The sequence below is a fragment of the Bradyrhizobium sp. McL0615 genome (assembly GCF_049993905.1).
In the GTDB taxonomy this organism is placed as follows: domain Bacteria; phylum Pseudomonadota; class Alphaproteobacteria; order Rhizobiales; family Xanthobacteraceae; genus Bradyrhizobium.
In genome coordinates this window covers 2,041,540-2,055,278 of record NZ_CP188254.1, presented here as the reverse complement: position 1 = coordinate 2,055,278, position 13,739 = coordinate 2,041,540, and the positions used below count along the sequence as shown (strand labels likewise).

The 13,739-nt window shown below is 65.6% G+C and carries 12 protein-coding genes; all 12 read left to right on the top strand.

The window, feature by feature from the left end:
- Positions 1 to 53 precede the first annotated feature (53 nt).
- Genes ACPPVP_RS09820 through ACPPVP_RS09765 form a run of 12 tightly spaced genes read left to right on the top strand, consistent with a single transcriptional unit; the run spans position 54 to position 13,731 of the window.
- A complete protein-coding gene (locus tag ACPPVP_RS09820) occupies positions 54 to 1,064 on the top strand; it encodes a branched-chain amino acid ABC transporter permease (protein ID WP_426533574.1) in 1,011 nt (336 codons plus the stop codon).
- A 1-nt stretch (position 1,065) separates the two neighbouring features.
- Entirely contained in the window at positions 1,066 to 2,148 is a 1,083-nt protein-coding gene (locus ACPPVP_RS09815) for a branched-chain amino acid ABC transporter permease (protein ID WP_426533572.1), read from the top strand.
- Entirely contained in the window at positions 2,141 to 2,923 is a 783-nt protein-coding gene (locus ACPPVP_RS09810; RefSeq protein WP_426533570.1) for an ABC transporter ATP-binding protein, read from the top strand. The genes ACPPVP_RS09815 and ACPPVP_RS09810 overlap by 8 nt, the downstream gene beginning before the upstream one ends.
- On the top strand, positions 2,916 to 5,150 hold the full coding sequence (locus tag ACPPVP_RS09805; RefSeq protein WP_426533568.1) for an ABC transporter permease: 2,235 nt from the start codon (positions 2,916 to 2,918) through the stop codon (positions 5,148 to 5,150). Before ACPPVP_RS09810 ends, ACPPVP_RS09805 begins: the two co-directional genes overlap by 8 nt.
- A gap of 2 nt (positions 5,151 to 5,152) precedes the next feature.
- Positions 5,153 to 5,986, top strand: a complete 834-nt coding sequence (locus ACPPVP_RS09800) for a phosphoenolpyruvate hydrolase family protein (protein WP_426533566.1) — start codon at positions 5,153 to 5,155, stop codon at positions 5,984 to 5,986.
- A gap of 24 nt (positions 5,987 to 6,010) precedes the next feature.
- Positions 6,011 to 8,902, top strand: a complete 2,892-nt coding sequence (locus ACPPVP_RS09795; RefSeq protein ID WP_426533564.1) for a flotillin domain-containing protein — start codon at positions 6,011 to 6,013, stop codon at positions 8,900 to 8,902.
- Positions 8,903 to 8,911: 9 nt separating this feature from the next.
- The gene (locus tag ACPPVP_RS09790) at positions 8,912 to 9,349 is read left to right on the top strand and encodes an SRPBCC family protein (RefSeq protein WP_426533562.1); all 438 of its coding nucleotides are present in this window, start codon (positions 8,912 to 8,914) and stop codon (positions 9,347 to 9,349) included.
- A gap of 1 nt (position 9,350) precedes the next feature.
- The gene (locus ACPPVP_RS09785) at positions 9,351 to 9,794 is read left to right on the top strand and encodes an SRPBCC family protein (RefSeq protein WP_426533560.1); all 444 of its coding nucleotides are present in this window, start codon (positions 9,351 to 9,353) and stop codon (positions 9,792 to 9,794) included.
- Positions 9,795 to 9,810: 16 nt separating this feature from the next.
- Positions 9,811 to 10,629: an FAD binding domain-containing protein gene (locus ACPPVP_RS09780; RefSeq protein WP_426533558.1), complete on the top strand. Its 819-nt coding sequence runs from the start codon at positions 9,811 to 9,813 to the stop codon at positions 10,627 to 10,629.
- Positions 10,630 to 10,634: 5 nt separating this feature from the next.
- Positions 10,635 to 11,114, top strand: a complete 480-nt coding sequence (locus ACPPVP_RS09775) for a (2Fe-2S)-binding protein (RefSeq protein ID WP_426533556.1) — start codon at positions 10,635 to 10,637, stop codon at positions 11,112 to 11,114.
- Positions 11,115 to 11,125: 11 nt separating this feature from the next.
- Entirely contained in the window at positions 11,126 to 12,706 is a 1,581-nt protein-coding gene (locus tag ACPPVP_RS09770; protein ID WP_426533554.1) for a xanthine dehydrogenase family protein molybdopterin-binding subunit, read from the top strand.
- A gap of 2 nt (positions 12,707 to 12,708) precedes the next feature.
- Complete coding sequence (locus tag ACPPVP_RS09765) at positions 12,709 to 13,731, top strand: xanthine dehydrogenase family protein molybdopterin-binding subunit (RefSeq protein ID WP_426533552.1); 1,023 nt, start codon at positions 12,709 to 12,711, stop codon at positions 13,729 to 13,731.
- Positions 13,732 to 13,739 lie beyond the last annotated feature (8 nt).

Genomic DNA, 13,739 nt, shown 5'->3' with positions numbered 1-13,739 from the left:
CGAAAAGGCCGCGGCGTCTGGGAGGACGGCATGGCGACGGCCGGGCTGCGATCGTGACACGATTCATCGAACGCCATCCGGCATGGGCGCTGATCCTGCTGATCGCGGTCGCGGTGATGCTGTGGCTGATCCTCGCCGTGTGGCCACCCGGCCTCGAAGAGGCGATCGGCCGAAAGCGGGTGTTTCTCAACGCCGTCTTCAACGGCATCACGCTCGGCAGCCTCTACTTCCTGGTAGCCAGCGGCTTCACCCTGATTTTCGGCCTGATGCGCAACGTCAACCTGGCGCATGGCTCGCTCTATCTGTTCGGCGGCTATATCGGTTACGCCATCAGCACCTGGACCGGCTCCTGGGTGCTCGGCTTCATCGTCGCATTTCTCGGCGTCGCGCTGCTCGGGGTAGTCCTGCAAATCGTCGTCTTCCGCCGCATGGAGGGGCAGGATCTGCGCCAGACCATGGTCACGATCGGGCTCTCGATCGTGTTTGCGGATCTGATGCTGTGGGTATTCGGCGGCGATTTCTATCAGATCCAGACTCCGGGCTGGCTGGTCGGCCCGATCGAGTTGCCGCTGGTCACCGCGGTCAAATCATCGGGCGAAGCGGTCTATCTGCGCTATCCGATGGTGCGACTGGTGATCTTCGCCGCTGCGGTGGTGATCGGTATCGCGATGTGGCTGGCGCTCAATCGAACCCGCGTCGGCATGATGGTGCGCGCCGGCGTCGATGACCGCGACATGCTCGCCGCGACCGGCGTGCCGATCCAGCTCGTCTTCGTGGTCGTGTTCGCGCTCGGCGCCGGGCTTGCCGGCATTGCCGGCGTGGTCGGCGGAACTTTTCAGTCGCTTTCGCCCGGCGAGGATACCCGCTTTCTGCTGGCTTCCCTCGTCGTTGTCATTGTCGGCGGCATGGGATCGATCCCCGGCGCTGCGCTGGGCGCCGTCATCATCGGCCTCGCCGAGCAGCTCGGCTCCGTCTACATCCCGACCTACGCGATCGTGGTGACCTTCCTCATCATGGTGCTGGTGCTGGCACTGCGGCCGCAGGGCCTGTTGGCGAGGCGCTGACATGTCGTTGGTCCAGGGCGCACCTCCTCAGATCAGTCAGCCGGCAGGGGCGCGCGCGACATTGCTGGCGTGGCCGGAATTCAACCAGCCCGTCGTCTGGCTGGTGGCGGTGATCCTCCTGATCATGCCGTTCATCGCCAGCGGCTTCTTCCTGATCGAGATCTTTGCCACGACGCTGATCCTCGGCACCATTGCGCTCAGCCTGATGTTCCTCGCCGGCTATGGCGGCATGGTCAGCCTGATGCAGCTCACCATCGCCGGCTTCGCTGCCTACATGGTCGCAGTGTTCGGCATGAGCGCCAATACCAATATCAGCCTCGGCTGGCCGTGGTGGCTCGCCACGCCGATGGCGCTGGTGCTCGCGACCATCTTCGGCACGCTCGGCGGCACGCTCGCGGTGCGCACCGAGGGCATCTACACCATCATGATCACGCTCGCGATCGGTGCGGCCTTCTATTATTTCACCAACCAGAACTGGGCGATCTTCGGCGGCCACACCGGCATCAACACCATCGCCACACCGAAATTCTGGGGCGTCGACTGGCGCTCCGACGTCCCCTATTACTACGTCACGCTGGGCGTCGCGGCGTTCAGCTATTTCGCCGTGCAATATGTCTCGCGCGCGCCGTTCGGCCTCGCGCTCCAAGGCGTGCGCGACAATCCCCGCCGTATGGCGGCGCTCGGCTTCAATGTCAACGCGCACCGCGTGGCGGCCTACGCCTTTGCGTCCTTTATCGCCGCGCTCGGCGGCGTGCTGCAGGTCTGGAACTACCGGCAGATCTCGCCCGGCTCGGTCAGCGTCAACGCCTGCATCGACATCCTGATCATCGCCGTGGTCGGCGGCATCACCCGCCCCGTCGGCCCCTACATCGGCGCCTTCATCTTCGTCATCCTGCGCACCTTCGCGCTCGATCTGCTGGTCAAGTTCGGGCTCGACGGCAACCGCTTCCGGTTGCTGATCGGCCTCGGCTTCCTCGCCATCGTGTTCTGGTCATCGGATGGTGTGATCGGACTCTGGGAGCGATGGCGCCGCCGCGTGACCGCTACCGACAAACGCCCAGGCGGAGGCCACGGTCATGGATAGCGCCGCGCCACGCTTTTCAGCGGTCGGTTCCGGCGCCGCGCTGGAGCTGCGCGGCGTGACCCGGCTGTTCGGCGCGCTGGCGGCCTTGACCGACGTCACCATCACCGTTCGCCCGGGAGAACGCCGCGCCGTGCTCGGCTCCAACGGCGCCGGCAAGACCACGCTGTTCAATTGCGTGACCGGCGACTTTCCACCGTCCTCCGGCACCATCCGCTTCTTCGGCGAGGACATCACCCACTTCCCGCCTTACGAACGCATCCGGCGCGGCCTGCGCCGCACCTACCAGATATCAGCGCTGTTCCCCGGCCTCACGGTGCGGGACAACGTCTACCTCGCCTGCCGCGGCGTATCGCGCGGGCGATTTTCCCCACTGCGCCCGAGCGCGAACGACGCCTTGATGCATGCAGCCGAAGCGCTGATCCAGGCGGTGCATCTGTCACCGGTCAGGGAACGGTTGGTCGCAGAACTCGCCCATGGCCAGCAGCGGCAGCTCGAGATCGCGCTGGCACTCGCCGGCGCGCCGCGCTTCATCCTGTTCGACGAGCCGGCCGCGGGACTATCGCCCACCGAGCGGCGCGAACTGATCGAAATCCTCACGTCGCTGCCCGCCCATATCGGTTACATCATCATCGAGCACGACATGGATGTCGCGCTTCGCGTCGTCGAAAGCGTCACGATGATGCACAACGGCCGCATCTTCAAGGAAGGCCTGCCGCACGAGATCGAAGCCGACCCCGAGGTCCAGGAATTGTATCTGGGGGCGGGCCATGAGTGAGATGCGCCGTTCCGCACCTGCCCTCGAAGTCCGGGGCCTCGATGTCTATTACGGCCATTCGCACGCCTTGCAGGGCGTCGACCTGACGCTGGATTCCGGCGTGTTCTCGGTGGTCGGCCGCAATGGCATGGGCAAGACCACGCTGTGCAAGACCATCATGGGCCTGCTGCGGGCGAGCGGCGGTTCGGTTCGCGTTCGCGGGGAGGACATCACCCGCCTCAGCCCGGCGCGGATCGCGAAGGCAGGCGTCGGTTATGTCCCGCAAGGACGCCGACTGTGGCGCTCGCTCAGTGTCGCCGAGCATTTGAGCCTCGCCGCCGGCATGCGCCGTGGCGCCTGGACCATCGATCGCATCTACGAGACGTTTCCCCGCCTCGCCGAGCGCAAGGACCATGGCGGCGGCCAGCTCTCGGGCGGCGAGCAGCAGATGCTGGCGATCTCGCGCGCGCTGCTGACCAACCCGCAATTGCTGATCATGGACGAGCCGACCGAAGGGCTGGCGCCCGTCATCGTCGCCCAAGTCGAGGAAATGCTGGTGCGCCTCGGCGAAGACGGCGAGATGTCGGTGCTCGTGATCGAGCAAAACATCGGCGTGGCCACCGCAATCTCGAAGAACGTCGCGATCATGGTCAATGGCCGGATCAACCGGATCATCGACTCCGCGCGGCTTTCCGCCGACCGGGAGCTGCAACAACGCCTGCTCGGTGTTGGCGTCGTTGGCGTCCACGCCGGGCCGGAGACGGATATTGACGCCGCCGATGCAGGCGGGGTCGAGGCCCGTCCCACCCCGCCGCGCGCCGCGAGTACGGCACCGGTCCGGATCTACATCTCGAATCCCACGCTGCCGACGCGCTGGTCGCAGCCCGCCCCGATTGCCCGCATCGAGGCCGCCGCGCGCACGTTGTCCACCGGCGTTACGCGTATCGAAGACGCTGCCCGGCAAAAGCGCCAGCCCGGCGCGGCCGTACAAAGCGCGTCGGGGCCACCCGTCGTCCTTGTCGCGGGCACGCTCGATACCAAGGGCGAGGAACTGCGCTTCATTCGCGATGTGATCGCCGGACAGGGCTTGCGGACGCGGCTGGTCGACGTATCAACCAGCGGCAAGCTTTCCACCTGCGACGTCTCCGCCCAGGAAATCGCGCTGAACCACGGCCGCGGCGGATCGAGCGTGTTCGGCGCCGATCGCGGCGCGTCGGTAACGGCGATGGCGGACGCCTTCGCCAACTGGCTGCGCCGCCAGGGCAATGTCGCGGGCATTATTTCGGCGGGCGGCTCGGGCGGCGCCTCGCTGGTCGCGCCCGCCATGCGCGCCCTCCCCGTCGGTGTGCCAAAACTCATCATCTCGTCGGTCGCATCAGGCGATGTCGGCCCCTATGTCGGCCCAGCCGATATCACCATGATGTATTCGGTCACCGACGTGCAGGGCCTCAATTCGATCTCGCGCGCCGTGCTCGCCAACGGCGCCAACGCCATCGCCGGCATGGTGAAGGCGCGTCTCGAAAATCAAGCCAAAACCGAACGCAACGCGCCGGCCGACCTGCCGGCCGTCGGCATCACCATGTTCGGCGTGACGACGCCGGCCGTACAGAAGATCGCAGCCGACCTGCGCAACGATTTCGAATGTCTCGTCTTCCACGCCACCGGCGTCGGCGGCCGTTCGATGGAAAAGCTGGTCGATTCCGGAATGCTCGCCGCTGTCATCGATCTCACGACGACGGAAGTCTGCGATCTCCTGATGGGCGGCGTGTTTCCCGCCACCGACGACCGCTTTGGCGCGATCATCCGCAGCCGCCTGCCCTTCATCGGCTCCGCCGGCGCGCTCGACATGGTCAATTTCGGCGCGCCGGACACCATCCCCGAGCGCTACCGCCAGCGCAAATTCCACGCTCACAATCCGCAGGTGACCTTGATGCGCACCACGCCGGAGGAGAACGAGCGCATTGGCCGCTGGATCGGCGAAAAGCTCAACCGGATGGATGGGCCGGTGCGCTTCTTCCTGCCGGAAGGCGGCGTCTCCGCACTCGACGCCCCGGGCCAGCCATTCTGGGATCCGGAGGCCGACGCGGCGCTGTTTACCGCGCTGGAACGCAGCGTGCGCCAGACCAGCAATCGCCAGCTTGTCCGCGTCAAGCGTCACATCAACGAACCCGAATTTGCATCCGCCATTGTCAACGCGCTCCGCCCCCTGGTCGGACGCCCGGGGACCCGTCGGAAAGTCGCGAGGTGACCATGGCGAAGTTCGAACGTTCAGCCATCCTGAAGAAGTTTCGCGCCATGGCCGCCAAAGGCGAGCCGATCGTCGGCGGTGGCGCCGGCACTGGATTATCCGCCAAATGCGAGGAAGCCGGGGGCGTCGACCTGATCGTGATCTATAATTCCGGCCGCTATCGCATGGCCGGCCGCGGCTCGCTTGCCGGAATGATGCCTTATGGCGATGCCAACGCGATCGTTGTGGAAATGGCCGGCGAAGTGCTCCCGGTCGTCACAAGGACGCCGGTGTTGGCTGGCGTCAACGGCACCGACCCGTTCCGCGACATGGACCTTTTTCTGGACCAGTTGAAGGCGCTCGGCTTTGCCGGTGTGCAGAACTTTCCGACGGTCGGGCTGATCGATGGAGTGTTCCGCGCCAATCTCGAAGAGACCGGAATGTCCTACGCGCTGGAGATCGACATGATCGCCAGGGCGCGTGACAAGGACATGCTGACGACACCCTATGTATTCAGCGAGAGTGAAGCCGCGGCGATGGCCATCGCAGGCGCGGACATCATCGTCTGCCATCTCGGCCTCACCACCGGCGGCGCGATCGGGGCGCACACCGCACTAAAACTCGAAGACTGCCCGGAACAGATCGACACCTGGGCCGCGGCGGCGCTGAGCGTCAATTCGGACATTCTGGTGCTGGCCCATGGCGGCCCGATCGCCGAGCCTGAAGATGCCGATTTCATCATGAAACACACGCGCAAGTGCCACGGCTTCTACGGCGCCTCCTCGATGGAGCGGCTGCCGGTGGAGAGGGCGCTGACGGAACAGGTTCGTAAATTCAAGGCGATCGGCACGCGATAGCGCCGGGAGCAAAGGGAGGAAAAGATGTCGGGGACACTGGTTGGCGAATTGATTCTCTGGCTGATCGTCGCGATCGTCGTGATCGCCATCGTCGTCTACATCGTGAACTGGCTCTACCACCGTTCGTCGAAGGAAGTATCCTTTGTGCGAACCGGTCTGCTCGGCGAGCGCGTGGTAATCAATGGCGGCGCCTTCGTGCTGCCGTTCATTCACGACTATACGCCGGTCAACATGAACGTGCTGCCGATGGGCATCGTGCGGGCCAAGCACGACGCGGTGATCACCCGCGACCGCATGCGCATCGACATCGAGGCCGATTTTTACGTCCGCGTGCAGGCGACCCGCGAGGCGGTCGCGATTGCCGCGGCCACGCTCGGCCGGCGCACGCTCGAACCCGAGCAATTGCACACCCTGCTCTCCGGCAAGTTCGTGTCCGCGATCCGTTCGGTGGCCGCCGAAATGACCATGGAACAGATGCACGAGCAGCGCGGCGAATACGTCACGCGGCTCAAGGCCGCCGCCGCCGAAGCGCTGGCCCAGAACGGGCTTGAACTGGAGTCGGTCGCCATCACTGATCTCGATCAGACCGACCTGGAATATTTCAACCCGTCGAACCGGTTCGATGCCGAAGGCCTGACCCGCCTGATGGAAGATATCGAGGCCAAGCGCAAGCTGCGCAACGACATCGAACAGGATTCGATGATCAAGATCCGCACCCGCAACCTCGATGCCGAGCGTCAAGCCTTGGACATCGAACGAGAGAGCGAGACCGCCCGCCTCGAACAGGAGCGCGACATCGAGATGCGCCGGGCGCTGCAGCGCACGGAAGTTGCGCGCGAACGCGCGTTGCGCGAGACCGAGGCGGAACAAGCGCAGATTTCCGCGCGCGAGACCATCGAGAAGGCCCGCATCGCCAACGAACAGGCGATCGCCGAAGCCCGCATCTCCTCCGAACGCGAGACCCGTCACCGCGAGATCGAGCGCACCCGCGCGGTCGAGGAAAAGGAGTTGCTGGCACGCGAGGAGATCGAGAAAGCCAAGATCGCCAACCAGCGCGCGGTCGACACTGCCCGCATCGCCTCGGAGCGCGAAGTGCGGCAGCGCGACATCGAGCGCACCCGGACGATCGAGGAAGCCGAGATCACGGCCCGCGAGTCGGTCGAGAAGGCGCGCATTCAACAGGATCGCGCCATCACCGACGCACGGATCGCCAACGAGGAAGAAACCCGCAGGCGCGAGATCGAACGCACCCGCAGCGTCGAGGAAGCCGAAATCGCGGCGCGCGAGGCGACCGAAAAGGCCCGCATCGCCCAGACCATGATCGTCAACGTCGAACGCATCGCCTCCGACGAGCGCACCCGCTCGCTGGAGATTGCGCAGGTTCGCGCCATTCAGGAGGCTGAAATCGAGGCGCAAAAGGCGGTGGAAGCCGCACGGATCGCCCGCGAGCGGACGCTTTCGGCCGAGCGGATCGGTGCCGAGCACGCCACGCGCAAGCTGGAAATCGAGCGTAACCAGGCGCTCGAAGTCGCTGGCATCGCCGCACGCGAGGCAACGGAAGCCTCACGTATTGCCCAGGAAGAGCGCGTTCGCTCGCTCGAAATCGCGCGCAACCGCGCGATCGAGGAAGCCGATATCGCCTCGCGCGAAGCCATCGAGGCCGCGCGCATTTCCCAGGAAAAGGTGATCGCTGCCCAGCGTATCCGGGCGGAGAAGGAAACCCGGGGGCTCGAGATCGACCGCACCGAATCGATCGAGGCCGCCGAACTCAAGCGGCGCGATGCGATAGAACGGCGGCGTGTCGAGGTCGACCTGGCGTTAGAGGCCGAGCGCATCGCCTCGTCCAAGACCCGCGAAGTGCTCAATATCGACCAGAAGAAGGCGGTCGAGATCGCCGACGAGGAGCGCGTGATCGCGCTCGCCGCCAAGCGGTCCGAACGGATCGACGCCGATCGCCAGGTCAAGCAGGCGGAGATCAACGCCCGCAAGGATGTCGAGACGTCAGATGTCTCCCGCGAGCAGGCGCTGGAGACCGTACGGCTCGCCCGCCGCCGCGCGATCGAGCAGCTCGAAGTCGCTCGCGTCCAGGCGCTGCAGGAAGCCGAGATCGCCTCCCGCGAGGAAGTCGAGCGGGCCCGGATCGCCTCCGATCGCGGCCTCGACGAAGCGCGCGTCGGCCGCGAGCGCGATCTGCGCAAGCTGGAAGTCAATCGCGAAAAGGACGTCGAGACGGCGCTGATGGACAAGGCGATCGCCCTCTATCAGAAGTCTCTCGAGGAATCGGCCGCCAAGGTGGCGGCCGAGGATGCGCGCGTGGGGGCGACCCAAGCGGCGGAACGCGTCGTCACCGCCCGCGACAGCGAAATCGCCAAGCGCCAGAAGACCATCGAGGTGCTGCTGGCGGAGAAGCGAGCCGAGGAGACCAAGATCGCGGCCGGTGCCGAGCGCGTCCGCGCCGCCGTCGAGGCCGAGGCACAGCGGCTGCTCAACGAAGCCGAGAACGTGCTCACCGACGAGTCGCGCTACTCGCTGTTCCGCCGCAAGCTGCTCGACCGCATCGAGGGCATTGTGCGCGAGAGCGTCAAGCCGATGGAGAAGATCGAGGGGATTCGGATTCTCAGTGTCGACGGCCTCCATGGCGGGACCGGCGGTGGGGGCGGCGGTCGCAGCGCCACCGACGAGGTTATCGACTCGGCGTTGCGTTACCGGATGCAGGCCCCGCTGATCGACTCGCTCCTGGCCGATATCGGCGTCGAGGGCGGCAGCCTCGCCAAGATGCCCGGCCTCATGCGCGAAGCACGCGACATGCAGGGCATCAAGGAATCCGCGCGCAAGGGCGGTCCAGCCAAGCCCGACGCGCCCCCTGCTACTCCCGACGAACCGGCGCCCGAACGCGGACCGCGCAAGAAAGGGTAAGAGCACACCATGGCCCGGGTCTACGTCTCCACCGTCGTCAACGCCCGCAACGACCGCGTCTGGGCGCGCGTGCGCGACTTCAACGGCCTGCCGAACTGGCATCCCGCCATCGCCGAGAGCCGCATCGAGGGCGGCGAGCCCGCGGACAAGATCGGATGTGTGCGCGATTTTCGCCTGCGCAACGGCGACCGCATTCGCGAAAAGCTGCTCGGACTCTCCGACTACGAGATGTTCTGCACCTACTCGATCCTGGAATCGCCGATGGGCGTGGAGAACTACGTAGCGACCTTACGGCTCACGCCGGTGACGGACGGCGACCAGACTTTTCTCGAATGGACCGCCGAGTTCGACTGCGCGCCCGAGCGCGAGAACGAGCTCGTGAGCAATATCGGGACCGGCGTGTTCCAGGGCGGATTCGACGCCCTCAAGCGCGCCTTCGGAGGTTAGCGTGCCGCATATCGTCAAAAGCACGATCCTCGACGCGCCGACCGGCGCGGTCTGGAACGTGCTGCGCGATTTCAACGGCCACGACCGCTGGCACCCCGCGGTGGCGACCAGCACCATCGAACGTGCGCAGGCCTCCGACAAGATCGGCTGTGTCAGACGCTTCAAGCTGCAGGACGGTTCCGAACTGCGCGAGCAATTGCTGGCGCTGTCGGACCTCGAACAGACTTTCAGCTATTGCCTGCTCGATACGCCGATCCCGATGTTCAATTACGTGGCCCATGTTCGCCTGCTGCCGGTCACCGACGGCGACCGCACCTTCTGGCATTGGGAATCCCGCTTCAACACGCGGCCCGCGGATGCCGCGCAGCTGACACAGATGGTCGCTGAACAGATCTATCAAGCCGGCTTCGATTCCATTCGCCGGCACCTGAAGGAGACCGCATGAACGCGGAGGCAAAACCATGCCCGTCACGGTGAAGACATTCGCAAGCTTTGGCGAGGCGGCGTCGGCATTATCGTCGGACCGCAGCGCGCGCTATCTCGGCGGCGGCACGCTTGTCATGCGCGCGCTCAACGAGTGCGACATCTCGATCTCGACCGTCGTGCGTGCGACCGATCAGGCGCTGATGCGTATCGACGTGGCGACCGCACGCGTCACGCTCGGGGCTGGCGTCACCTTCGCCAGAATTCTGGCCGAACGCGATCTTGCCTTTCTGCACGCACCCGCCCGCTCGATCGGCGGACCAGCGGTACGCAACATGGGGACGGTCGGCGGCAATTTGTTCGCGCCGAGCCCCTATGGCGATTTCACCGTCGCGCTGCTGGCGCTCGACGCGACCGTCTCCGTCCAGGGCGGCCTTGGCGCCCGCGACATGCCGATTGAAGAGTTCCTGCAATCCCGCGAACGCCAGAGCGGCGCACTGGTGCTGGCTGTCTCCTGTCAGAGACCGGCGAGCGCCGACGCCTTCCGTTATCGCAAGATCGCCCGGATCAAGCCGAAGGGCGGTTCGGTGATCACACTGGCGGCGCACCTGCCTGGGAGTGGCGGCCGTATATCAGGAGCCCGTATCGCACTCGGCTCGATGGCCGCGACGCAGATTCGCGCAAGGGCCGCCGAGCGCGCGCTAGAGGGACGTTCGCTCGACGACGCTGCGATCAGCGCTGCGGCCGCGGCCGCAACGGAGGGCGTATCGCCCACCGACAATGCCCTTGGCAGCGCCTGGTATCGCCGCGAGATCGTCGGCGTTCATCTACGCCGTCTGCTGTCCGGCCTGGAGTAGCATTCATGACCAAGACCCCGCTCCAGTTTCGTCACAACGGCCGCGACGTCGCCGTGTTCGTCGACGGTGGCGTCAATCTCCTGGTCGCGCTGCGCGAATTGATCGGCGACATGACGCCAAAGTTCGGCTGCGGCCAGGGCGGCTGCGGCGCCTGCAGCGTGCTGATCGACGGCGAACTCCATCTCTCCTGCCTGACGCTGGCGGAAACCGTGAACGGCCGCGCGATCGAGACCCTCGACGGGATAAAGGACGGGCCCAACCTGCATCCGCTGCAGCGCGCCTTCATGGAGCAGTTCGCGGCCCAATGCGGCTACTGCACGCCGGGCATGCTGATGGCGGCAAAGGCGCTGCTTGATCGCAACCCCTCGCCGACCCGCGCCGAGGTCGTCGAAGCGATCTCGGGCAACATCTGCCGCTGCACCGGCTACGAGCCGATCATCAACGCCGTCCTCGCCGCCGCCACGGGCGGACGCGCGCGCGCTTGAAGGGAACGACCATGCTGGAATTGCGCAAGGACATCTTCGCCGACGAGCGCGACGATAATCTGAAAGAGATCGGAAAGGGCACGCAGCGCCAGGACATGCTCGGCCATGTTACGGGCACCTCGACCTATTTCGACGACCACAAGCTGCAGGGCATGCTCCACCTCAAGGTATTGCGCAGCCCGCACGCCCATGCCCGCCTGCGCCGCATCGACACGACGGAGGCGGAACGCGCACCCGGCGTGCGGCGCATCATTCGCGGCGCCGACGTGCCGGTCAATCTGAACACGCTCCTCAGTCTGATCAATTTTGGTAAGGACGACGAGCCGTCGCTCGCCGTCGACAAGGTTCGCTACAAGGGCGAGCCGATCGTCGCCATCGTCGCCGACAGCCCGCGGGAGGCCTATGAGGCGCTCGCGAAAGTGCGGGTCGATTATGAACCACTGCCCGCGGTGTTCGACGTCGAGGAGGCGCTGAAACCCGGCGCACCTGTCGTCAACGAAACCTATCCCAAGAACACGTTCATCTATCACGACGTCTACGATCACCAGAAACTGCGCTTCGGCGATGTCGAACGCGGTTTTGCCGAGGCAGACCATGTCCTCGAACAGCGTTATCAGATGGCGCCGATCGAGCACGCGCCGACCGAGACCAACGGTTCGATCGCAGCGCCCGATACCAACGGCCGCTATGTCGTCTACACCTCGACGCAGGCCTTGTTCTTCTCGCTCGATACCTGCGCCAAAATCCTCGACGTGCCCTCCAACACCTTCCACTTCATCGGCGGGACCGTTGGCGGCGGTTTTGGTGGCAAGGTCGACACGCTCACCGAGCCGCTCGCCATTCTCGGCGCGATGCTGACCGGACGTCCGGTGCGCTATCAGCTCGGCCGTGAAGAAGAGATGCAATTCGGTTCGCCGCGTGGCGCCGAACGGATCTACGTCAAGGACGGCGTGATGCGCGACGGACGCATCGTCGCGCGCAAGATCCGCGCTTATTTCGACAGCGGCGCCTATACGCGGCTCTCCAGCTACGCCGTCGTCAAATGCGCGGCGCACCTGCCGGGCCCCTATACGATCCCGAACGTCTATGGCGACATCTACTGCGTATTCACCAACCGCACACCGGCGACCGCGATGCGCGGCTTCGGCGTCACCGCGATGGACTTTGCGCTCGAATGCCAGATGGACAAGCTCGCCCATCTCGTCGGCATCGACCCGATGGAATTCCGAATCCTCAACGCCTATCGCGACGGCGACATGAAGGCGCATCGGCGCGAGGCGAAAAACACCGCGCTGATCGAATGCGTCCAGGTCGCCGCCGAAAAGGCAAAATGGCCGCTTCGCGAAGAGGTCAAGCGGATGTCGTCGCGCCAGGACGGCGGCGGCAACCGGGCCGCGATATCGCCGACGCCACGCGAGCCCGCTCCGCAACGCGTCGCGGCTTCGCAGCAACGAACGACTTACGATCGCCTGCCGCCTGCGTCGCCACCTCCAACGCCGACACCGCCTGCACCTACCCCAAGGCCTCCGGCTGCAGCGCCGTCGCATGGCGCCGCCCGCTTTTCTTCCGTCTTCGGCACCAGGAGGCGCTGACCATGGCAAAGCATCGCGGACGCGGCATCGCGTCGATCAATTATCCCATCGGCATGAACCTTGGCGGTGATCCCAGCCAGGCGCTCGTTCATTCCAACCCCAGCGGCAAGTTCACGGTAGCGCTGTCGTCGATCGACCTCGGCCAGGGCATGAAATCAGTGACGCGGCAGATCTGCGCCGAGACGCTCGGCGTGCCGGTCGAAGACGTCTACGTCGACACCGCAGACTCAGACACCGGCCCGCACTGTATGGGCTCGTTCGCCTCGCGCGGCACCCATCGCGTCGGCAACGCCGTCATGGCGGCGGCCAAGGAGGCGCGCGGCGTCATGATGGAGGCTGCCGCCGAGGAACTGGAGGTGAACGCTGCCGATCTCGATACCGACGGGCGCGGCAACATCCACGTCAAGGGCGCGCCGCACCGCTCGATCTCCACCAAGGAAGTCGCGATCGCCGCGCAGTTCAAGCAGGGCAAGACGATATCGGGACGCGGTATCTTTCTGGTGCCGCTGTCCGAGGTCAATCCCGAGACCGGCGAGATGTCCCCCGCCACCTGCTACGCGCACGCATGTCTCGTCGCCGAGGTCGAGGTCGACGACGAGACCGGCGAGGTCGCGATGATGCGCATGGACAGCGCCTATGAACTGGGTCGCGCGCTCAATCCGCGCCTCGTCGAGCAGCAACTCGTCGGCGGCGCGTGGATGGGCGTCAGCCACGCCCTGTTTGAAACGCCCGAGCCTTATTATCCCGACCCGGCGCATGGCCCGCGCGACTTCGTCGAATATCTGATGCCCGGCCCCGGCGACATCTGCCCGCACGATATCGCGGTGCTGGAACGCCCCGCGGCCGATGGCCCGTTCGGCGCCAAAGGCCCCGGCGAAATGTGCGCCAATCCGGTACTCCCTGCGGTCGCCAACGCCATCTTCAATGCGGTCGGTGTACGGATGGATGAATTGCCGATCACGCCGGAAAAAGTCTTGCGTGCAATCAAGGCGCAGGGCGGCGCGCGGCCGCAGGCGCGGCGCTGAGGCAGCAG

Coding starts and splice junctions, on each gene's coding strand:
- ACPPVP_RS09815 (WP_426533572.1), top strand. CDS start 1,066: ATGTCGTTGGTCCAGGGCGCACCTCCTCAGATCAGTCAGCCGGCAGGG.
- ACPPVP_RS09810 (WP_426533570.1), top strand. CDS start 2,141: ATGGATAGCGCCGCGCCACGCTTTTCAGCGGTCGGTTCCGGCGCCGCG.
- ACPPVP_RS09805 (WP_426533568.1), top strand. CDS start 2,916: ATGAGTGAGATGCGCCGTTCCGCACCTGCCCTCGAAGTCCGGGGCCTC.
- ACPPVP_RS09800 (WP_426533566.1), top strand. CDS start 5,153: ATGGCGAAGTTCGAACGTTCAGCCATCCTGAAGAAGTTTCGCGCCATG.
- ACPPVP_RS09795 (WP_426533564.1), top strand. CDS start 6,011: ATGTCGGGGACACTGGTTGGCGAATTGATTCTCTGGCTGATCGTCGCG.
- ACPPVP_RS09790 (WP_426533562.1), top strand. CDS start 8,912: ATGGCCCGGGTCTACGTCTCCACCGTCGTCAACGCCCGCAACGACCGC.
- ACPPVP_RS09780 (WP_426533558.1), top strand. CDS start 9,811: ATGCCCGTCACGGTGAAGACATTCGCAAGCTTTGGCGAGGCGGCGTCG.
- ACPPVP_RS09775 (WP_426533556.1), top strand. CDS start 10,635: ATGACCAAGACCCCGCTCCAGTTTCGTCACAACGGCCGCGACGTCGCC.
- ACPPVP_RS09770 (WP_426533554.1), top strand. CDS start 11,126: ATGCTGGAATTGCGCAAGGACATCTTCGCCGACGAGCGCGACGATAAT.
- ACPPVP_RS09765 (WP_426533552.1), top strand. CDS start 12,709: ATGGCAAAGCATCGCGGACGCGGCATCGCGTCGATCAATTATCCCATC.